The sequence below is a fragment of the Stenotrophomonas sp. GL_101 genome (assembly GCF_057835675.1).
The window spans coordinates 1,729,361-1,748,789 of sequence record NZ_CM174432.1; the positions used below are offsets into that span (position 1 = coordinate 1,729,361).

Consider the following 19,429-nt stretch of genomic DNA (forward strand, 5'->3'; position numbering starts at 1 on the left):
CCCGGGTAGCGCGGCCACCCATGGGCGGCGCGACCGAGGGCGGCGCGTTGTCAGCCGCCCAAGGCTTCGGGCAGCAACGCGTCGACGAAGGCTTCCGGATCGAACACGCGCAGGTCTTCCGGGCGCTCGCCGATGCCGGCAAAGCGGATCGGAATGCCGAACTCGCGCGCCAGTGCGAACACCACGCCGCCCTTGGCGGTGCCGTCCAGCTTGGTCACCACCAGGCCGGTCACGGTCACCGCAGCGTGGAACTGGCGCAGCTGCGACAGCGCGTTCTGACCGGTGGTGCCATCGATCACCATCAGCACTTCATGCGGCGCGCTGGGGTCGATCTTGCCGAGCACGCGGCGGATCTTGCCCAGTTCGTTCATCAGCCCGCCTTGGGTATGCAGGCGGCCGGCGGTATCGGCAATCAGCACCTCGATGCCGCGCGCCTTGCCGGCCTGCAGTGCATCGAAGGCCACCGATGCGGCATCGGCATTTTGCCCCTGCGCGATCACGGCCACGCCGTTGCGCTCGCCCCAGGCCTGCAACTGGGCCACGGCGGCGGCGCGGAAGGTATCCCCGGCGGCCAGCATCAGGCTGTGGCCCTCGTCCTTGAAGCGCTTGGACAGCTTGCCGATGGTGGTGGTCTTGCCGACGCCATTGACGCCGACGGTGAGCACCACGAACGGCTTGGCCGTGCGGTCGATGACCAGCGGCTTGGAGACCGGCTGCAGGATCGCGATCAGGTCGCTACGCAGCGCGGACAGCAGTTGCCTGGCATCGGCGAATTCGCGTGCCTTCATGCGCTTGCGCAGGCCTTCAACCAGTGCCGTGGTGGCACCGACACCGACGTCGGCGGTGATCAGCGCGGTTTCCAGTTCGTCGAGCAGGTCATCGTCGAGCTTGGGGTTGCGCGAGAACAGGCCGCCGAAGCTGCGGGCGATGACGCTGTTGCGCAGGCGGTCGCGCCAACCGGTCTTGCCGGCCGCCGCGGGGGCGACATCGGTGCCCGGCTCGCTGGCCAGCGGCTGCGCGGCCTGCTGGGTGATTTCGCTGGCCACCAGTACCGGGGCGGGCAGGGGGGCGGCGATCGGCTCGGCGATGTGTACCGGGCCCGGGGTATGCAGGGGTGTTGCGATGACCGGTGCGGGCGCTGCGACGACCGCGGCCGGCGCCACGACAGGCTCCGGCCGGACCGGTTCCGATGCGACCGGCGCTGCAGGCGCAGGTGCTGCTGCAACCGGCGCGGGCGTGGCAGCCGCGGCGACGCCGGCAGTCGGTGTCGGCTCTACCGGTGCCGCCGGGGCATCCTGGCTGGCCGACGGGAATGCCGCGGCCAGTTCTTCAGCCGAATAATGCTGGGTCTTGGGCGCGTCCTGCGGAGCGTCCTGGGGCTTTTTGCGACGGAAGAAGCTGAGCATGGGCAAAAGACGCTTAAATTCAGTGGGATATGCTACCACCCGGGCTTGTGCGGCCCGCGTGCACTCAGGGTGGCGGCCCGCAGGCCGCTGGTTCGGCCAATGCCGCGCTGATCCGGCGGCGCCACGACCTGGTGGGGGCGTTGCGGGGCATGCGCGCCTGACGGCGTGGGTCGACCAACGGTCGACCCCTACCGGGTGCGGGCCGTCCCCGCATGCCCGGTGCCGCTGGCCTTACGCGGACAATTCCAGCAGCAGCTTGTTGAGCCGGCGCACGTAAGCGGCCGGGTCCTTCAGCGTGTCGCCGGCGGCAAGCGCGGCCTGGTCGAACAGCACGCGGCTGAGGTCGTCAAAGCGGGCGGCGTCCGCTTCCTGGTCCAGCTTGCCGATCAACGGGTGGCCGGGGTTGAACTCGAACACCGGCTTGCTGTCGGGCACCTTCTGCCCGCTGGCCTCCAGGATCTGACGCATCTGCAGGCCGAGGTCCTGTTCGCCGATGGCCAGGATCGCCGGGGAATCGGTCAGGCGGTGCGAGACGCGCACGTCGGCCACTTCCTCGCCGAGCGCGGCTTTGATGCGATCGACCAGGCCCTGCTTGTCCTTGGCGGCGTCTTCCTGGGCCTGCTTGTCCTCGGCGCTTTCCAGCGCGCCCAGGTCCAGGTCGCCACGGGCGACGTCGACGAACGACTTGCCGTCGAACTCGGTCAGGTATCCCATCAGCCATTCATCGATGCGGTCGGTGAGCAGCAGCACTTCGATGCCCTTCTTGCGGAACACTTCCAGGTGCGGGCTGTCCTTGACCTGGGTGTGGCTGTCGCCGGTCAGGAAGTAGATCTTGTCCTGGCCGTCGATCATGCGGGCGATGTAGTCGGCCAGTGCCACGCTCTGCTCGCCGCTGGCCTCATGGGTGGACGCGAAGCGCAGCAGGCCGGCGATCTTCTCGCGGTTGTTGGCGTCCTCGGCCGGACCTTCCTTGAGCGCTTGGCCGAACTGCTTCCAGAAGCCGGCGTAGACCTCGGGCTTGTCCTTGGAGAGCTTTTCCAACATGTCCAGCGAACGCTTGGTCAGGGCTGATTTCATCGAGTCGATGACCGGGCCGGACTGCAGGATTTCGCGCGAGACATTCAGCGAGAGATCGTTGGAGTCGACCACGCCCTTGATGAAGCGAAGGTACAGCGGCAGGAACTGCTCGGCCTGGTCCATCACGAACACGCGCTGCACGTACAGCTTCAGGCCCTTGGGGGCGTCGCGGTGGTAGAGGTCGAACGGGGCATGACCGGGCACGTACAGCAGCGAGGTGTACTCCAGCTTGCCTTCGACCTTGTTGTGGCTCCAGGCCAGCGCGTCCTGGTGGTCGTGGGCGGCGTGCTTGTAGAACTCCTGGTACTCGGCATCGGTGATGTCGGTACGCGGGCGGGTCCACAGCGCGCTGGCGCGGTTGACGGTTTCCCATTCCACCTCGGCCGGGGTGTCCTCGCCATAGGCTTCCTTGACCATCTGGATCGGCAGGCCGATGTGGTCCGAATACTTCTTGATGATGCCGCGCAGGCGCCAGCCGTCGGCGAAGTCGCGCTGGTCGTCCTTGAGGTGCAGGACGATGCGGGTGCCACGCTCGGGCTTGTCGATGGCGGCGACGTCGAACTCACCTTCACCGCGCGAGGACCAATGCACGCCATCGCTGGCGGGCAGGCCGGCGCGGCGGGAGTAGACGTCGACCTGGTCGGCGACGATGAAGGCGCTGTAGAAGCCGACGCCGAACTGGCCGATCAGCTGGGAGTCCTTCTTCTGGTCGCCGGAGAGCTGGCTCAGGAAGTCGCCGGTGCCGGATTTGGCGATGGTGCCCAGGTGGGCGATGGCATCTTCACGGCTCATGCCGATGCCGTTGTCGTCGATGGTGAGGGTGTTGGCGCCGGCATCGAAACTGACGCGGATGCGCAGGTCGCCGTCGGCTTCGAGCAGGCCCGGCTGGGTCAGCGCTTCAAAGCGCAGTTTGTCCGAGGCGTCGGCGGCGTTGGAGATGAGCTCGCGAAGGAAGATTTCCTTGTTGGAGTACAGCGAGTGGATCATCAGCTGCAGCAGCTGCTTTACTTCGGTCTGGAAGCCCAGGGTTTGCTTTTGGGTCTGCTCGGTCACGGTGGCGATGCTCCTTGGTCGATGCCGCGCTTGGCGCGGCGGCTGGCTCAAGGGGTAGGGGTGGTGGGGTGGGTTTTCAAGAGCGTGGGGGCAGAACGTGGAGCCTGGGCCAGAGCGTGGAGCCTTATTGCGTGGGCGGCGGAGGCGGTGGACAGTGGCGGGCCTTCAACGTCGATGGGGGCGAGGTGGAGCGCGTCCGCCTGAAGTGGTCGCGCTTCACCGCCATTTTTAATGAGGATCACACTATTTACTCAACATCCCAGGTCGTATTCCTTTGCTGGTGATGCGGCTTGCCAGCTGGTAGGCATACTGGGACTCGGGAACAAGTGCGTTTCCTTCAGTTGACAGTCACCGAGCCACTATCAGCGCCGCATAGCTGGGGGACGCAGCCTTCCATTTTCGTTGATATCCTTCTCGGCTCATGAACGATGCAGATTGCGGTCGCGATATGGTTTCCGCTGAACGGGCCATTGTAATATTGTGAGAAATCGGTTGCGCATTTGCCGCTATCGACTGAAACGCTTCCTCGCATTGAGCCGGAGCTTGAGCTGCTGTAGCGAATGGTGCCCGTGGAGTGGAAGTTGACGCCGGCGCTGGCGGAGCCATTCGGTGCATTTGCAAAAACATAATCGGATGATCTATCCAGATGCTCTTTTGATGCCGGCGGCCGTTGAGGGCTGATCGCTTCTGGGTCGAGCGCTTCATCCCCGTCGCTCAGCTCGCATATCCAGGCCGCGATGCTGCCTTTTAGCACTGCCTCGCCTCCAGCCGGCCTGGCGTTCTTTTCGAGGCAAAATGCCTCGTGGTAAAGCTGTGTTGCCCTGCTTTGGCGAGAATACTGATAGGTGGGATTCCCGTCCTCGTTCATCAATAGGCGCTGTTCTACAGCGATAAGGCCTCCTTCGAAGTCTGGCCACTCAGAGGCCCTGATCAGTGTCCTCTGCCCACTTGTATTCATTTCAACCCGATCCTGGGGAGAGGGAGGGGGAGGAGGGGTTGCGGATACTGGAAATGCAATTATCAGGGCGAATGCAAGTTTCTTCATTGTGAGTGTCCTGGTGGCCGCTGATGCGGCATTTGGATTCTCATTAGTTAAAGGAGGCTATGCAGGGTGCCCCGTCTCGAAAATGCCAGTCAGGCGCGGAATCATTTGCATTGATTCTTGCGTGGTCATTGGCACGGTGAATGGCGGACTGTCGTGGCGCGCTGATTTCCTGCTCAGCGGGTAGCCCATTCCTGAAAGGTGATTCGATGCCGCGCTCTGTGCCCATCCGAGCAGAAACGCCCGCGGCGGCTGGAGGAGCAGAACCGGGAGTTCAAGTCGCTCGTCACCGAGGTGAGCCTGGATGAGGCAATGATGGAGGTGGGCGGAATTTGTCCGCCGTCCACTGAGGGAGGCCATGTGTCGCTTTTGGTGCATGGAGACGCGTGCGCCCGGCATCACCGCTTAGAATGTTGGCTCGAACCGCCTGCCCTGCGTGCCCATGACCTGTTTCCGCCTGATCGCTCCTGCCACCCTCGTTTTGCCCGGGAGCCGCGCATGAAGCCGCGCCAGCCAGTGGGTGCGCCGGTCGGCCAGGTGCGGATCATCGGTGGCAAGTGGCGCGGGACCAAGCTGCCGGTGCCGTTGCTGCCTGGGCTGCGGCCGAGCAGTGACCGGGTGCGGGAGACGCTGTTCAACTGGCTGGCACCGCGACTCGGCGGGGCGCGGGTGCTGGATCTGTTTGCCGGCAGTGGCGCGCTGGGGCTGGAGGCGGTGTCGCGTGGGGCGGTGCGGGCCACGCTGGTCGAGCGGGATGCGGGATTGTCCCGGCAGTTGCGCGATTCGGTGGGCAAGCTGGGCGCGCAGGGCCAGGTCGAGGTGGTCCAGGCCGATGCGCTGCAGTGGTTGCGGCAGGCGCCGACAGGGCAGGCCGATATCGTGTTCGTCGACCCGCCGTTCGCCGATGGGGTATGGGCCGAGGTGATGGCCGGGCTGGGGCCGCACCTGGCCGCCGATGCGTGGCTGTACCTGGAGTCGCCGGCCGCGCAGGCGCCGCGGGTGCCAGCGCCGTGGCTGCTGCATCGGGAGGGCGGCACCCGGGAGGTGCGTTTTGCCCTGTACCGCCGCGCCGCTGCTACACTTTCACCAGATCACAACGCGTAGCTACCGTATGACCGTGGCCAACCGCCGCATTGCCGTGTACCCGGGCACCTTCGATCCGATTACCAATGGTCATATCGACCTGGTGAACCGGGCCGCGCCGTTGTTCGAGAAGGTCGTGGTTGGCGTAGCGCAGAGTCCGTCCAAGGGCCCGACGCTGCCACTGGAACTGCGCGTGCAGCTGGCGCGCGACGCGCTCGGCCACAACCGCAACGTGGAAGTGTGCGGCTTCGATACCCTGCTGGCGCATTTCGTGCGTTCGGTGCAGGGCGGGGTGCTGCTGCGCGGGCTGCGCGCGGTGTCCGATTTCGAGTACGAATTCCAGATGGCCAGCATGAACCGCCACCTGATCCCCGAGGTCGAGACCCTGTTCCTGACCCCGGCCGAGCAGCACAGCTTCATTTCGTCTTCGCTGGTCCGTGAGATCGCCCGCCTGGGGGGCGACGTGTCCGGCTTCGTGCCGGCCTCGGTGCTCGAGGCGCTGCGCAAGGTCCGTGAAGCGAAGTCGGGCCCATCGTAAAACCCGTCAGACCCATACATACCAAGATTTACCAAGGGAGGAATTCCATGAACAACACCATGCGTGCCATGTTGATCGCGTCGTTCGCGCTGGCCTTCACCGCCTGCAAGAAGGAAGAAGCCGCACCGGTCGCCGACGCCCAGCAGGCGCTGGTCGCCCCGGACGCCAATGACGATGCCGGCTGGAAGAAGTACCTGCAGTCGGTGGCGGTGCAGAACATGGGCAACATCACCAACAGCCCGTTCCTGTACTACCTCGCCCCGGAATCGGACCCGGACTTCGCCGCCAAGTACGAGCGCCAGGTCGAGAGCGCCACCCAGGCCGTGGCCCGTGGCATCCAGCCGGGCAACATGCTGGCCTTCGGTTCGTCGGCCTCGGCGAAGATGGCCGACATGATCCAGGTGGTGTTCAAGGACGTGTCGCCGGACTCGATGAAGGGCGTGCGCGTGGTGTTCATCGGCAAAGCCGCTGACAACGCCCGCGTGCAGGCCATCGTGCAGCCGACCGGCGCCGAGTACATCTTCGTAGAAGCCAAGTAACCCATGCAGTGGCGGCCGCGCTTCTGGCGCGGCCCGGGCGGCTTCCGGCCAGGGAGCCGCCGGACACCGGCCCGCGCCAGCGTGGGCCGGTCTTCATCCGCCGGCGTGGGCGTGGAGCAATACCGCCATGTCGCTGAAAATCAACGAGCTCTGCGTCAACTGTGACGTCTGTGAGCCCGCCTGCCCCAACCAGGCCATTTCGATGGGTGACACCATCTACGTGATCGATCCGGCCCGCTGCACCGAGTGCGTGGGACACTTCGACGAACCCCAATGCGTGGTCGTCTGCCCGGTCGAATGCATCGACCCGGATCCGGACCTCCCGGAAACCCAGGACGCCCTGCTGGCCAAGTTGTTCGGCCTGCAGCGCGACCATCCCGAACTTTATGCGGAGCCCCCATCCGAATGAACATGCTGTCGCCTCGCTGGTTGCTGCTCGTCCTGTTGTGGTCCCCGATGGCAGGCGCCGCCGCGCCGGCACAGGCCCCCCTGGCCAAACATCCGCAGGGTGCGGCGATTGCCAGCGGCCACCACCTGGCCACCGAGGCCGGCATGGAAATCCTAACCCAGGGCGGCAATGCGTTCGATGCGGCCGTGGCCGTGTCTTCGGTGCTGGCCGTGGTCGAGCCGATCAGCTCAGGGCTTGGCGGCGGCGGTTTCTTCCTGCTGCATGACGCGGCCACGGGCAAGGATGTGATGCTGGATGCGCGCGAGACCGCGCCGCAGTCCGGCACCGAGGCGGCCTACCTGGACAAGAACGGCGCACTGGATCGGGACCGCTCGGTCAACGGCCCGTGGTCGGCCGGTATCCCCGGCCTGCCGGCGGCGCTGGTGGAGCTGTCGAGCAAGCACGGCAAGCTGCCGCTGCGCACCTCGCTCGGCCCGGCGATGCGCATCGCCCGCGATGGTTTCCCGGTGTATGCGCGCATGGCCAAGGGCTATGCCTCGCGCCGCGAAGTGATGGAGCGCTACCCTGGAACACGCGAGGTCTACCTGCGCAACGGCAGGGCGATCGCCGAAGGCGACCTGTTCCGCCAGCCGGAACTGGCCGCCACCTTCGAGCGCCTGGCCGAGCAGGGCTTCGATGGCTTCTACAAGGGCCAGACCGGCAAGCTGCTGCTGGCCGGGGTGAAGCAGGCCGGTGGCAAGTGGACTGCCGAGGAGCTGGCCGGTTACCGGGTCAAGCTGCGCGAGCCGATCGTGTTCAATTACCGCGACTGGAAGATCACCACCGCCTCGCCGCCTTCGTCGGGCGGCATCGCGCTGGCATCGATGCTGCAGATCCTGGAGGGCTGGGACATCAAGGCGATGGACCCGGCGCACCGTACGCACCTGGTGGTGGAAGCCATGCGCCGCGCCTACCGTGACCGTACGTTCTTCCTGGGCGACCCGGATTTCGTGGCCATCCCACAGAAGGTGCTGACCAGCAAGGACTACGCGCAGGGGCTGCGTGCGACCATCCACCCGGAAAAGGCCACCCCCAGCGACCTGCTGTCGGGCAACCCGACGCCGTTGGAAGACGACGAAACCACCCATTTCTCGATCATCGACCGCGAGGGCAACCGCGTCGGCGCCACCCAGACGGTGAACCTGCTGTACGGCTCGGGCCTGATTCCCAAGGGCACCGGCGTGCTGCTCAACAACGAAATGGACGACTTCGCGCTGAAGCCGGGCACGCCCAATGCATTCGGTGTGATGGGGTATGCGGCCAACGCGCCCAAGCCGGGCAAGCGCATGCTCAGTTCGATGACCCCGACCTTCATGGAGTCGGCCGACAAGGTGGTCGTGCTGGGCACCCCGGGCGGCAGCCGCATCATCACCATGGTGCTGCTGGGCATCCTGGGCTATGACGATGGCCTGGACGCGCAGCAGGTGGCCGCACTGCCGCGTTACCACCACCAGTGGTTGCCGGACCTGATCGAGGCCGAGACCGATGCGTTCGATGCCGGCACCATCAAGCAGCTGCAGGCGATGGGCCACAAGATCGACCTGCCCGGTGACAGCGCCGCCGGCGGGCGCGGCTCCAGCCATGTCTGGGGCAACCTGCAGACCGTGGAATGGAACCGTGCGACCAACGTGCTCAGCGGCGGCAGCGACCCGCGCAACCCGGTCGGCAGTGCCGCGGTGACCCCGCCCTGACCGGTGGTGCCGGGCTTTGATCTCAACCCCGCCACCCGGCGGGGTTTTTCATGACAGGCGTCATCGCCACTAGCGAATATTTAACGCGGTTCGCCGGATAATTTACCGATGAAACTATGGTCCATACGCGGCAACTCCCAGAAGCTCGACGGCGGTGCGATGTTCGGCAACGCGCCGCGTGCGGTCTGGGAAAAATGGGCGGCACCGGATGATCTCAACCGCATCGAACTGGCCTGCCGGGCGCTGCTGGCCAGCCCGCTTGCCGGCAAGACGGTGCTGTTTGAAACCGGCATCGGCGCCTTCTTCGAGCCCAAGCTGCGTGAGCGCTACGGCGTGCAGGAACCGCGCCATGTGCTGATGGAATCGCTGCGCGAGGCCGGCTTCGAGCATGAGGACATCGACGTGGTGGTGCTCAGCCACCTGCACTTCGACCATGCCGGTGGGCTGCTGGCGCAATGGAGCGAAGGTCGCGGGCCCGAGCTGCTGTTCCCCAATGCCACCTTCCTGGTCGGCGCCGAGCATTGGCAGCGCGCACTGCATCCGCATCCGCGCGACCGCGCCAGCTTCATCCCCGAGCTGCCGGCGTTGCTGCAGGCCAGTGGCCGGCTGGAAATCGTCGACGGGCCGTACTCCAAGGCGCTGGGCCAGAGCGTGCGTTTCAGTTTCAGCGACGGCCACACGCCGGGGTTGATGCTGGCCGAGATCGTCGGCCCCGAGCAGCAGGCCGACGGCCAGTCGCGCGGGGGCGTGGTGTTCTGTGCGGACCTGATCCCCGGACGTTCCTGGGTGCACGTGCCGATCACCATGGGCTACGACCGCAATGCCGAGCTGCTGATCGACGAGAAGCGCAGCTTCCTGGAAGACAAACTGGCGCGCAACGTACACCTGTTCTTTACCCACGACCCGCAGTGCGCGCTGGCACAGGTGGCACGCGATGAGAAGGGCCGCTTTGGTACCGTCCACGAACAGGGTGAGCTGAAGGCGCGCGCGCTGGCCTGACCCGCACGGTAGCTGCCGACCGTTGGTCGGCACGGCTGGGTTCCCATGCGATAAACCCCGGCGCGTTGCGCCGTCGCCCGACCAACGGTCGGGCGCTACCGGGCGGTGGCGAAATGCGCCGCCGCCCTAATGCGCCTTCAAACAGCCACTCATGAACGTCTTGCGCGCATCACCGGCCAGCTTCTTGCTGGCGGCATCGGCGTTGCAGCTTTTCATGCGTTCCTGCGGCGTGGTAGCGGCCGGCGCGGGCGCGCTGAGGCAGGCCTTCTGCGAGGCCTTGTAGTCCTCGCCGGTCTTGCCTTTGTTCTTGGCCGAACAATCGGCCATGCGCTGTTGCTGCGGGGTGGCGGCGCTGGCGATCATGGGGCTGCTGATCAACAGCAGACAGGCCAGCAGGGACACGGTCTTCATCGGGCAGTTCCACGCGCGGGTTGAGGTTGCGCGCAGCTTCTGCCTGTCGATGCGTAGGCCGCGTGAATACCGGGGCCGTCACGCGCAAGGGCAGGCCGCGTGCACGGCCCACCCCTCGTGCAGGGGCTGTCAGCCGACCACGCGGGTGCCGAAGATGCGGTCGCCGGCATCGCCCAGGCCCGGCAGGATGTAGCCCTTCTCGTTGAGCTGGGCATCGATGGCTGCCGTGTAGATTTCCACGTCCGGGTGTACGGCCTGCACGGCGGCGATGCCTTCGGGCGCGGCCACCAGGAAGATGCCCTTGATACGGCGTGCAGCGGCGCGCTTGAGCATGTCGATCGTGGCGATCAGGGTGCCGCCGGTGGCCAGCATCGGATCCAGGATCAGCGCGTCGCGCTCTTCCAGGCGGCCGGTCAGGCGTTCGAAGTAGGGCACCGGCTGCAGGGTTTCCTCATCGCGCTGCAGACCGACCACGCTTACCCGGGCGGCCGGGATCAGCGACAGCACGCCACTGAGCATGCCCAGCCCCGCACGCAGGATCGGCACCACGGTGATTTTGGCGCCGGCGATGCGCTGCACCGTCACCGGACCGGCCCAGCCGGCCATGGTGTGGGCTTCGGTATCCAGGTCGGCGGTGGCCTCGTAGGCCAGCAGGCCGCCAAGCTCGTTGGCCAGCTCGCGGAAGTCCTTGGTACTCAGGGACGCGTCGCGCATCAGGCCGATCTTGTGCTGCACCAGCGGGTGGCGGACTTCGACAATTTTCATGGCAGGGGCAGGGGAGCAAGGAGAGGCAGATAGTGTGCCCGACCGCTCCCCAATCCCAAAGCGCAGGGCCAGTACCTGCCCGGATGTCATGCCCATGAAACCTGCCGGACATACCGTCCTGACCCAATCTTTACGCCGTTGGGGATAGCCGTGCAGAAGAAAACCTCGCTGGGGCTGGCAATCAGCCTGTCATTGCTGGTCACCACCAGTCCATCGGCCTTTGCCGCCGAAGGCGCCGCCACCGACCTGGACCGCGTCGAAGTCCGCCCCCAGCTCGAATCGCAGACCCGCGCGGTCGATCTCAAGCGCAGCAGTGACGCCATCGAGGACGCGGTATCGTCCGATGCGATGGGCGTCTATCCGGACAAGAACGTGGCCGAATCGCTGCAGCGCCTGCCCGGCGTCAGCGTCACCCGCGACCAGGGCGAAGGCCGCTTCGTGGTGATCCGTGGCCTGGATGCCAACCTCAACAGCGTCAGCGTGGACGGCATCGCCATCGGCACCCCGGAAGATTCCAGCCGCGCCGCGCCGCTGGACGTGATTCCGTCGGACTCCACCGAGCGCCTGCGCGTGGTCAAGTCGCCGACCCCGGACATGCCGGGCGATGCCATCGGCGGCGCGATCCTGGTCGAATCTGCCTCGGCCTTCGACCGTGATGGACGCAGCCTGCGCGGCAAGATCGAAGCCAGTCACCAGCAGTTGTCCGGCGAAACCAGCCCGAAGGCCGCGTTCAATTACAGCGATGTATTCGCCAACACCTTCGGTGTGGCGCTGGGTGTGAACTACCAGAAGCGCACGTTTGAATCGGACAACACCGAGGTCGAGTACGACGGTGAGGAGGATGCCGCACCGGGCGATGTCACCGCCATCAACCTGCAGCACCGCAAGTACGAGATCGAGCGCAAGCGCATCGGCGCCAACCTCAACCTGGACTGGCGCCCCAACGACGACAGCCGCTACTACCTGCGCACGCTGTACAGCCAGTTCGACGACGCTGAAACCCGCCAGCGCACCATTTTCAATTTCGATGATGCCGACATGGTGGCGACCGGCACCGACCAGTTCCGCCTGGACGACATGCCGGCCGATGCCATCCAGAAGCGCATGCGCTACCGCACCAAGAAGGAAAACACGCTGGCCCTGAGCCTGGGCGGCGAGAACCGCCTGGCCGGTGCGGTGGTGGATTACAAAGTGGGCTACACCAAGACCGAAGAACGCGTGAATGACGAAATGGAAGCGCGCTTCGAACTGGACGGTGACGACCTGTCCGGCACGCTCGACCAGCGCAGCCGCCTGCCGACGTACACGCTGGGCGACAGCACCTGGATGGACAACGCCAACTACGCCTTCGACCGCGTGGTGCTGTCGCCCAAGCAGGTGGATGACACCGAACACAGCGCGCAGGTCAACCTGCGCTTCGACGGCGACAACGCCAGCTACAAGGTCGGCCTGCTGGGCCGCTGGCGCGACCGCGACGTCAACACCGACGAGACCGAGCTGCGGCGCGGCCCGGCCATCAACCTGGCCGACTGGAGCACGTCCAGCCCGGAGCATCGGCACGGTTCGCTTGGCCAGGGCATGAGTTCTGACGCCATGCGCCGCTACTGGGCCCAGCGTGGCGGCGAGTACAGCGCCCGCCCGCAGGAGGCCGGTGGCAACGCAGTGGCCTCGCTGGAGGAGGACTACATCGCCAGCGAGGACATCTTCTCCAGTTACGCGATGGGCACCTGGGACATCGGTGCGCTGCGCATCATCGGCGGCGTACGCGTGGAGAACACCCAGTTCAAGGCCACCGGCAACCAGGTCGATGTTGCCGAGGATGGACGCAGCTATACGGTTGCCCCGGTGGTGGCCAACCGCAGCTACACCAACGTGCTGCCGGGCCTGCACCTGCGCTACGACGCCGGCGACGACTGGGTGTTGCGCGCATCGGCCAACAAGACCGTTTCGCGCCCGTCCTTCGGTGACATTTCCCCGCGCGTGGGCTACAGCCGTGGCGACGAAGAAGTGCGCCTGGGCAACCCGGATCTTGATCCTTACGAGTCCCGGAACCTCGACCTGTCGCTGGAAAAGTACCTCGGCAACTCCGGCATCCTCTCGCTGGGCCTGTTCCACAAGTCCATCGATGGCTACATCGTGGAGACCGTGCGCAGCAACGACCCGGCCTACGATGGTTACGATGTGACCCAGCCGATCAACGGCAACAAGGCCACCGTGCGCGGTGCCGAATTCAACTGGCAGCAGCAGTTGACGTTCCTGCCCGCCGGCTGGGACGGGCTGCTGGTTGGCGCCAGCGGTACCTGGCTGGATACCGAGTTCGATGCCGGCATCGCCGACCGCGCCGGGGAAGATTTCATGCTGCCGCGTGCGTCCAAGCACGTGTACGGCGCCCACATCGGTTACGAAAAGGCCGGCCTGAGCACCCGCCTTGCCGCGGTGTACCGCAGCGAGTACCTGGACACGCTGGGCAAGGGCCGCGCGTATGACATCTACGTGGCCCCCAACACCCAGCTGGACTTCTCGCTGGACTACAAGTTCACCCCGCGCGTCAGCATGTACGTCGAGGCCCAGAATCTGCTGGACAAGCCGCTTGAGCTTTACCAGGGCACACGGTCGCGCACCCTGCAGATGGAAGAATATGGCCGCACCTACGCCCTGGGCCTGAAGGTGGCACTGTGATGCGCGCGCCCCGCCTGCCCGGGCTGCTGGGCCTGGCCATTGTCGCCGTGCTGGCCGGCTGCAAGCCGGCACCGGAAACCACGGCGGCGACCGCGGGCGCGCCAGCGGCCAGTGCCCCGCGTTCGGTTACGACCGTGGCCGAAGCCTTCCTGACCCCGATGACCCCGGCCGACAACATCGATTCGCCGGCCAGCTGGACCGCGCCCGATGGCAGGACGTGGTTGATCGCCACGGCCAAGGCGACCGACAAACTGGTCGTCTACGACGGCCAGAGCGGCGCGCACCTGCGTGACGTGGGCAGTACCGGCACCGGCCCGGGCCAGTTTGACCGGCCCAACGGCATCGCCGTCATCGACGACCTGGTGCTGATCGTCGAGCGCGACAACCATCGCGTGCAGGTGCTGCAGTTGCCCGACTTCACACCGCTTGGCACGTTCGCCGCCGGCGACCTGCGCAAGCCCTACGGCCTGTGGGTCAACAAGCAGCGTGAAGGCTACGACGTGTACGTCACCGATTCCTATGATGCCGGTGAGGACGCGCAGGGCAATGACGTGCTGCCGCCACTGGCTGAACTGGACAAGCGCGTGCGTCGCTATGGGTTGACCCTGAAAGACGGCGCGCTGGACGCACGGCTGGTATCGAGCTTTGGCGACACCGGTGAGGCCGGCGCGCTGCGCGTGGTCGAGTCGATCTGGGGCGACCCGGTCAATGACCGGCTGCTGATTGCCGAGGAAGACGAAACCTACGCCAGCGAGTTCAAGGTCTACACGCTGGAAGGCCGCTTCACCGGCACCACCTTCGGCCGCGATGCGTTCAAGGCCCAGGCCGAAGGCGTGATGCTGCGCCCCTGCGGCAAGGACGGCTGGTGGATCACCACCGAACAGGGCAAGCAGCGCAGCGTCTTCCACCTGTTCGACCGGCACACGCTCAAGCATGTCGGTGCGTTCCAGGGCAACACGGTGGCCAACACCGACGGCATCTGGATGGATTCGACCGCGTCGGCGCGCTTCCCGCAGGGGGTGCTGTATGCGGTGCATGACGACCAGGGCGTGGTGGCGTTCGACTGGGCCAGCGTGGCCAGGCAGTTGTCGCTGCCGCTGGAATGCGCGCCATGAGCGGCGCACGATCTTCGTTGACCACCCTGGCACTGGTGCTGCTGCTGTGCAGCGGCGCGGCACTGGCCAAGCCGGCCGATGGCACCGTCGAACCCAACACCCAGGTGCCGGCGGGTGATCGCCATTATGCCGCCAGCGGTTTCCCGGACCGCATCGTTGCCTCGCCGGCGCAGGATGCCGCGCAGGGGTTCGCGGTGGCCTGGCGCACCGATGCCACGGTCAGCACGCCGCTGCTGGAGGTGGTGCTGGCCGGTGATTCGCCCGACGTGGGAACACCGACCCGGGTTGTTGCCAGCACGCGCCCACTGCAAACCGAAACCGGTAGCGCGCACTACCACCGCGCCGACATCGCCGGCCTGCAGCCGGACACGCTGTACCTGTGGCGCGTGCAGGGCCAGGGTAGCTGGAGCGCGTGGAACCAGTTGCGCACCGCCGGCACGGCCGAGCAGCCGCTCACCCTGCTGTACTTCGGCGACACCCAGAACAAGAATCTCAGCCACGTTTCGCGCGTGTTGCGGGCCGGCCTCAAGGCCGCTCCGCAGGCGCGCTTGAGCCTGTTTGCCGGCGACCTGGTCAGCGGTGGCGATGGCCAGGACGACAGCGAATGGGGCGAATGGTTTGCCGCCGCCGGTTGGCTGCCGCAGGAAACCGTCGTGGCTCCGGCGATCGGCAACCATGAGTACTTCGAGGAGTTCGAAGATACCCCGCAGGAACGCCGCGTGCTGGGCCGCCATTGGCCGGTGACCTTCGCCCTGCCGCGCAACGGCGTGGACAGTGCGGATACCAGCACCTACTGGTTCGATTACCAGGGCGTGCGCATCGCGGTGCTCGATGGCACCTCGGCGCTGGACCTGGGTACGGCCAAGGCACAGGCCGCGTGGCTGGACAAGGTACTGGCCGACAACCCGCACCCGTGGAGCATCGTGCTGCTGCACCAGCCGTTCTACTCGCCGCGCGAGGGGCGTGAGAACGCCGAGCTGCGCGATGTGCTGTTGCCGGTGGTGCGTCGCCACCAGGTGGACCTGGTGCTGCAGGGGCACGATCACACCTATGGCCGCCGTGGCGAAGGCCAGGCTGCCACGCCGCAGTACATCGTCAGTGTCGCCGGGCCGAAGCAGTACCGCCTGTCCGACCAGGCGCGCGCAAGCATGGCGCCGGTCGGGGAGGACACCCAGCTGTTCCAGGTGCTCACGATCGATCCACGCCAATTGCGCTACGAAGCGCGTACGGTGACCGGGGGGCTGTACGACGGTTTCACACTGACCCGCCAGCCCGACGGCCGCAAGCACAAGACCGAAGTGACGCAGGGACGCATCGCCCCCCGCGACTGTACGCGCACGCAGACCCTCAAGGGCCGCGCCGACCGTTGCTGGGAATGATGACCCGGCCGGCCCCGTCACCGGGTCCGGCCATCCACGGAGATCATGATGGACACGCGACGTATCATTCCGCTGGCCGCCATTGCCGCCGCATTGCTGCTGCTCACCGGCGCTTCTGCGGCCACCAACGCGATCCTGCATCCGTTCCTGGCCGCCCAGCCGAGGGAGGCGCCGGAGGAAGCCAACCTGGCGGTGGAGATCCCGGCCGGCAGCGTCACCAAGTATGAAATCAAGGAAGACGGGCTGGTGCACGTGGACCGCTTCCAGTCGATGCCGGTGGCTTATCCGGCCAACTACGGCTCGATGCCGCGCACGCTGGCCGGCGACAACGACCCGCTCGACGCCCTGGTACTCACCCGCGAACCACTGTATCCGGGCGTGATCGTGCGGTTCCGTCCGATCGGATACCTGAAGATGGTGGACAACGGCGAGCACGACGAGAAGGTGATCGGGGTGCCCACCGACAAGCTCGATCCCACCTACGCCAACATCCGTGACCTGCAGGATCTGCCGCAGATCGAACGCCAGCGCATCGAAGCGTTCTTCCGGGTCTACAAGGACCTGCCGGCAGGGCGCAATCCGGTGCAGCTCAATGGCTGGGGCAATGCGGAAGAAGCCAAGGTATTGATACGGGACTCGATGCAGCGCTTTGATGCCAGGCAGCGGCGCGCCAAGGGCGATTGAACCGGCGCTCTGAACCTATGGGAGGGGGTCGAAGGGCAGAGTAATTGGATCTGCTTCACCGGGCTGTGTGTCGTGGCGCTGGTGTGGAGCCTGATTGCACTGCACAACAACGGGTTGCTCGGCTAGGTGCAGGCCAGTCATGCGGCCGGCAAGTGTGTTTTCAGTGCGCGCCGCAGGAACACGCTCATTTCCTTTTCGGCCTGCTTGTCACCCTTGCGCTGCGCCACGTCGATGCCGTGTTGCCAGGCCGCTGCAGCGGCGCGGTTGTCGCCTGCGGCCAGGCAGGCCTTGCCCAGCAACTTCCACCCGGCGGAGTAGTGCGGGTCCTGCGCGATGCAGTGGCGCAGATGGTCCACTGCCTGCGCGGCCTGGCCAGCATCGAGCAGGGCCTTGCCCAGGCTGAAACGGAGCAGCGGGCTGTCGCGGCCCTGGCCGAGCATGCGTTGCAGTACGAGGAGGTCCATGAACGGTATCCAGGGCATGTTGGGGGTGATCAATAGCCCTGCACGCGTGCGTAGCGACCGCGGTGGAAGGCGAGGGTGTCATTCGGTGTGGTGTTGGCCTGCAGGACCTGGCCGATGATCAGCAGGTGGTCGCCGGTAACCATGGTCTGTTGAACCGCGCAGACCAACCGGACGACTGCACCGGTCACCAAGGGCACGCCGTCGATCCCATCCAGCAGCGCGATGCCCGCGGCGGAGCGGCGTCGTGATGGATCGGCGAAATGGCGTGCCACCTCGACCTGTGCGGTCGACAGGATGCTGATGCCGAACCGGGCAGCATCGCGATAGGCGGGCAGGTCGAGCGAACGCTCGCCGATGCTCCACAGCACCAACGCCGGATCGAGCGACAACGAGGCGAATGAGTTGATGGTCATGCCAATCACGCCGCGCTGCGGATCGACCGTCGTGGCGATTGCCACGCCGGTGGGGTACTGGCCGAACAACTGGCGCAGCGCGGTGGGGGGCAGCACGCTGTGCTGCGCCGGGTGCGGCCCGGTCGACGGCGCGTGCAGTGATCGTTCCTGGGCTGCACCGCCGGGTACCGGGCCGGTGCCCATCAGCGCCCGCCTGCGGCCTGGAAGCGACGCGCCACTTCAGCCCAGTTGATCAGGTTGAAGAACGCTGCAATGTAGTCCGGGCGGCGATTCTGGAAATGCAGGTAGTAGGCGTGTTCCCACACGTCCAGGCCAAGGATCGGCGTGCCGCCGGACATGCCTGCGAAGTCGCCCATCAGCGGGCTGTCCTGGTTGGCGCTGCTTTCGACCTGCAGCGTACCGTCGCGACCCAGCGTCAGCCAGGCCCAGCCGCTGCCGAAGCGGGTCTGCGCTGCCTTGGTGAACGCCTCCTTGAAGGCATCGTAACCGCCCAGATCGCGGTCGATCGCCGCCGCCAACGCACCGTCGGGGCTGCCGCCATTGGCACTGAGCACGGTCCAGAACAGGCTGTGGTTGGCATGCCCGCCGCCGTGGTTGCGCACGGCGTTGCGTACCGCTTCGGGCAGCGCCGGGATATCGCCGATCAGCGTCTCGACCGGCACCGCTTCGATGCCGGCATCGGCCAGTGCCGCGTTGAGGGTGTTGATGTAGGTCTGGTGGTGCCGCGCGTGGTGGATTTCCATCGTGCGCGCATCGAAATGCGGTTCAAGCGCGTCGTAGGCGTAGGGCAGGGCGGGGAGGGTGTAGGACATCGAGCGGCGCTCCGGGTTGGGGGAGCGCGCATGATCGGACCTCAAGCTGGGTTGAGGTCAAGTGCAAGGGGTGGCAGCGTTCAGGCGCGTGCGCGATGGCGGCCCAGGGCCTGGCGATTTGGCCAGCTCACCAGTCCAGCGTAGTGAAGAACGCCTTCGCCGCCTGCCTGCTGCCCAGTACCTCGGTGGCGGCACGCAGTGCTGCGGCATGATGGGCAGGGCGCACTTCGTCGTCCTCGCCATGCAGGTCGTCGTCGGCATCCAGGTAGACCGTGCCCACCGCTGCCAGCACGGCGACAAACGTGGCCAGGTCCGGCGCAAGCGGCTCGGCGTCCCAATGCCCGGCCCCCTGCCTGGCAAACAGGATGCGACCGCTGTCGATGTCCAGCAGGATCGGGTCTGCATACTGGTCGGCGATCACCAGCCAGGCCGCGGGCCAGCCGGCAAGGGGCGTTTCGTCGACGCCCTCCCAGCGATAGCCGGCCTGCCGTGCCCACAGGCGCTCCAACGCGGGAATCTCAACATTCACCCCTGGCACGCACAGGCCCACCGGACCGATGTGTGCGTGCAGGGTGTCGCCGTGTGGGCCCACGTCCTGGTAGAACTGCGCCAGCGCCGCAGGCAGTGCGAACGGGCCCTTCCACAATGCGGGCAGCTGCGGCCGCAGCGGGTCGAAACGTGCGAACGCAGGACGCAGTGCAGACAGGGAGGTCATCTGGGATCGTTGCCGGTAGCAGGGAAACCCCAGCCTACCCCACGCGCGCGGCATGCGCCTTGACACGCTGCAGGTGGGCGCCGCGCGCGCGGTGTTCACTGGGCGTGGCTATGATG

Annotated in this window: 19 protein-coding genes; 10 read left to right on the top strand and 9 right to left on the bottom strand. The window is 66.3% G+C overall.

The features are described from left to right. Positions 1-50: 50 nt before the first annotated feature. The 3 genes from ftsY to AC3IR9_RS07840 form a co-directional block, all read right to left on the bottom strand. Positions 51-1,406 carry a signal recognition particle-docking protein FtsY gene (gene ftsY, locus AC3IR9_RS07830; protein ID WP_489295169.1) on the bottom strand — a complete coding sequence of 452 codons (1,356 nt, stop codon included), beginning with the start codon at positions 1,404-1,406 and terminating at the stop codon, positions 51-53. Between the two features lie 231 nt (positions 1,407-1,637). Next, positions 1,638-3,536, bottom strand: coding sequence for a molecular chaperone HtpG (gene htpG, locus AC3IR9_RS07835; RefSeq protein ID WP_489295170.1), 1,899 nt, complete (start codon positions 3,534-3,536; stop codon positions 1,638-1,640). Positions 3,537-3,873: 337 nt separating this feature from the next. Further along, positions 3,874-4,581 carry a hypothetical protein gene (locus AC3IR9_RS07840; RefSeq protein WP_489295171.1) on the bottom strand — a complete coding sequence of 236 codons (708 nt, stop codon included), beginning with the start codon at positions 4,579-4,581 and terminating at the stop codon, positions 3,874-3,876. 495 nt (positions 4,582-5,076) lie between these two features. Here AC3IR9_RS07840 and rsmD point away from each other — a divergent pair, with 495 nt between their 5' ends. The 6 genes from rsmD (at position 5,077) to AC3IR9_RS07870 (ending at position 9,876) form a co-directional block, all read left to right on the top strand. After that, on the top strand, positions 5,077-5,682 hold the full coding sequence (rsmD, locus tag AC3IR9_RS07845; RefSeq protein WP_489295172.1) for a 16S rRNA (guanine(966)-N(2))-methyltransferase RsmD: 606 nt from the start codon (positions 5,077-5,079) through the stop codon (positions 5,680-5,682). A gap of 7 nt (positions 5,683-5,689) precedes the next feature. Then, positions 5,690-6,199: a pantetheine-phosphate adenylyltransferase gene (coaD, locus tag AC3IR9_RS07850; RefSeq protein ID WP_489295173.1), complete on the top strand. Its 510-nt coding sequence runs from the start codon at positions 5,690-5,692 to the stop codon at positions 6,197-6,199. A gap of 47 nt (positions 6,200-6,246) precedes the next feature. Then, a complete protein-coding gene (locus AC3IR9_RS07855) occupies positions 6,247-6,738 on the top strand; it encodes a hypothetical protein (RefSeq protein ID WP_489295174.1) in 492 nt (163 codons plus the stop codon). Between the two features lie 127 nt (positions 6,739-6,865). Then, on the top strand, positions 6,866-7,147 hold the full coding sequence (locus tag AC3IR9_RS07860; protein ID WP_489295176.1) for a YfhL family 4Fe-4S dicluster ferredoxin: 282 nt from the start codon (positions 6,866-6,868) through the stop codon (positions 7,145-7,147). Continuing rightward, a complete protein-coding gene (gene ggt, locus AC3IR9_RS07865) occupies positions 7,144-8,877 on the top strand; it encodes a gamma-glutamyltransferase (RefSeq protein WP_489295178.1) in 1,734 nt (577 codons plus the stop codon). The genes AC3IR9_RS07860 and ggt overlap by 4 nt, the downstream gene beginning before the upstream one ends. Before the next feature lie 108 nt (positions 8,878-8,985). Further along, positions 8,986-9,876 (top strand): MBL fold metallo-hydrolase, encoded by an 891-nt coding sequence (locus tag AC3IR9_RS07870; protein ID WP_489295179.1) that lies wholly within the window; start codon positions 8,986-8,988, stop codon positions 9,874-9,876. Between the two features lie 126 nt (positions 9,877-10,002). Here AC3IR9_RS07870 and AC3IR9_RS07875 read toward each other — a convergent pair whose 3' ends face one another. Next, positions 10,003-10,287: a PsiF family protein gene (locus AC3IR9_RS07875; protein WP_489295180.1), complete on the bottom strand. Its 285-nt coding sequence runs from the start codon at positions 10,285-10,287 to the stop codon at positions 10,003-10,005. Positions 10,288-10,416: 129 nt separating this feature from the next. Continuing rightward, positions 10,417-11,052: a uracil phosphoribosyltransferase gene (gene upp / locus AC3IR9_RS07880; RefSeq protein WP_489295181.1), complete on the bottom strand. Its 636-nt coding sequence runs from the start codon at positions 11,050-11,052 to the stop codon at positions 10,417-10,419. Positions 11,053-11,202: 150 nt separating this feature from the next. Between upp and AC3IR9_RS07885 the strand changes: the two genes are divergently transcribed. The 4 genes from AC3IR9_RS07885 to AC3IR9_RS07900 are packed head-to-tail and all read left to right on the top strand — an operon-like array spanning position 11,203 to position 16,909. Continuing rightward, positions 11,203-13,731 carry a TonB-dependent receptor gene (locus tag AC3IR9_RS07885; RefSeq protein ID WP_489295183.1) on the top strand — a complete coding sequence of 843 codons (2,529 nt, stop codon included), beginning with the start codon at positions 11,203-11,205 and terminating at the stop codon, positions 13,729-13,731. Then, positions 13,731-14,846 (top strand): YncE family protein, encoded by a 1,116-nt coding sequence (locus AC3IR9_RS07890; RefSeq protein WP_489295185.1) that lies wholly within the window; start codon positions 13,731-13,733, stop codon positions 14,844-14,846. The genes AC3IR9_RS07885 and AC3IR9_RS07890 overlap by 1 nt, the downstream gene beginning before the upstream one ends. After that, positions 14,843-16,225: a purple acid phosphatase family protein gene (locus tag AC3IR9_RS07895; protein WP_489295186.1), complete on the top strand. Its 1,383-nt coding sequence runs from the start codon at positions 14,843-14,845 to the stop codon at positions 16,223-16,225. Before AC3IR9_RS07890 ends, AC3IR9_RS07895 begins: the two co-directional genes overlap by 4 nt. 45 nt (positions 16,226-16,270) lie before the next feature. Beyond that, complete coding sequence (locus AC3IR9_RS07900) at positions 16,271-16,909, top strand: inorganic diphosphatase (RefSeq protein WP_489295187.1); 639 nt, start codon at positions 16,271-16,273, stop codon at positions 16,907-16,909. Between the two features lie 137 nt (positions 16,910-17,046). Here AC3IR9_RS07900 and AC3IR9_RS07905 read toward each other — a convergent pair whose 3' ends face one another. The 4 genes from AC3IR9_RS07905 to AC3IR9_RS07920 form a co-directional block, all read right to left on the bottom strand. After that, positions 17,047-17,373 (bottom strand): tetratricopeptide repeat protein, encoded by a 327-nt coding sequence (locus tag AC3IR9_RS07905; protein ID WP_489295189.1) that lies wholly within the window; start codon positions 17,371-17,373, stop codon positions 17,047-17,049. Positions 17,374-17,402: 29 nt separating this feature from the next. Further along, the gene (locus AC3IR9_RS07910; protein ID WP_489295190.1) at positions 17,403-17,969 is read right to left on the bottom strand and encodes a flavin reductase family protein; all 567 of its coding nucleotides are present in this window, start codon (positions 17,967-17,969) and stop codon (positions 17,403-17,405) included. Continuing rightward, a complete protein-coding gene (locus AC3IR9_RS07915; RefSeq protein WP_489295191.1) occupies positions 17,969-18,598 on the bottom strand; it encodes a superoxide dismutase in 630 nt (209 codons plus the stop codon). Before AC3IR9_RS07915 ends, AC3IR9_RS07910 begins: the two co-directional genes overlap by 1 nt. A 127-nt stretch (positions 18,599-18,725) precedes the next feature. Further along, positions 18,726-19,313 (bottom strand): hypothetical protein, encoded by a 588-nt coding sequence (locus AC3IR9_RS07920; protein WP_489295192.1) that lies wholly within the window; start codon positions 19,311-19,313, stop codon positions 18,726-18,728. Positions 19,314-19,429: the final 116 nt, after the last annotated feature.

Excerpts from the sequence above, each read along its gene's own strand:
- AC3IR9_RS07875 (WP_489295180.1), bottom strand. The coding sequence starts at position 10,287 with ATGAAGACCGTGTCCCTGCTGGCCTGTCTGCTGTTGATCAGCAGCCCC.
- AC3IR9_RS07840 (WP_489295171.1), bottom strand. The coding sequence starts at position 4,581 with ATGAAGAAACTTGCATTCGCCCTGATAATTGCATTTCCAGTATCCGCA.
- ftsY (WP_489295169.1), bottom strand. The coding sequence starts at position 1,406 with ATGCTCAGCTTCTTCCGTCGCAAAAAGCCCCAGGACGCTCCGCAGGAC.
- rsmD (WP_489295172.1), top strand. The coding sequence starts at position 5,077 with ATGAAGCCGCGCCAGCCAGTGGGTGCGCCGGTCGGCCAGGTGCGGATC.
- AC3IR9_RS07900 (WP_489295187.1), top strand. The coding sequence starts at position 16,271 with ATGATGGACACGCGACGTATCATTCCGCTGGCCGCCATTGCCGCCGCA.
- AC3IR9_RS07890 (WP_489295185.1), top strand. The coding sequence starts at position 13,731 with ATGCGCGCGCCCCGCCTGCCCGGGCTGCTGGGCCTGGCCATTGTCGCC.
- AC3IR9_RS07860 (WP_489295176.1), top strand. The coding sequence starts at position 6,866 with ATGTCGCTGAAAATCAACGAGCTCTGCGTCAACTGTGACGTCTGTGAG.
- AC3IR9_RS07915 (WP_489295191.1), bottom strand. The coding sequence starts at position 18,598 with ATGTCCTACACCCTCCCCGCCCTGCCCTACGCCTACGACGCGCTTGAA.
- coaD (WP_489295173.1), top strand. The coding sequence starts at position 5,690 with ATGACCGTGGCCAACCGCCGCATTGCCGTGTACCCGGGCACCTTCGAT.
- AC3IR9_RS07855 (WP_489295174.1), top strand. The coding sequence starts at position 6,247 with ATGAACAACACCATGCGTGCCATGTTGATCGCGTCGTTCGCGCTGGCC.
- AC3IR9_RS07870 (WP_489295179.1), top strand. The coding sequence starts at position 8,986 with ATGAAACTATGGTCCATACGCGGCAACTCCCAGAAGCTCGACGGCGGT.
- AC3IR9_RS07895 (WP_489295186.1), top strand. The coding sequence starts at position 14,843 with ATGAGCGGCGCACGATCTTCGTTGACCACCCTGGCACTGGTGCTGCTG.
- ggt (WP_489295178.1), top strand. The coding sequence starts at position 7,144 with ATGAACATGCTGTCGCCTCGCTGGTTGCTGCTCGTCCTGTTGTGGTCC.
- AC3IR9_RS07905 (WP_489295189.1), bottom strand. The coding sequence starts at position 17,373 with ATGGACCTCCTCGTACTGCAACGCATGCTCGGCCAGGGCCGCGACAGC.
- AC3IR9_RS07920 (WP_489295192.1), bottom strand. The coding sequence starts at position 19,313 with ATGACCTCCCTGTCTGCACTGCGTCCTGCGTTCGCACGTTTCGACCCG.
- upp (WP_489295181.1), bottom strand. The coding sequence starts at position 11,052 with ATGAAAATTGTCGAAGTCCGCCACCCGCTGGTGCAGCACAAGATCGGC.
- AC3IR9_RS07910 (WP_489295190.1), bottom strand. The coding sequence starts at position 17,969 with ATGGGCACCGGCCCGGTACCCGGCGGTGCAGCCCAGGAACGATCACTG.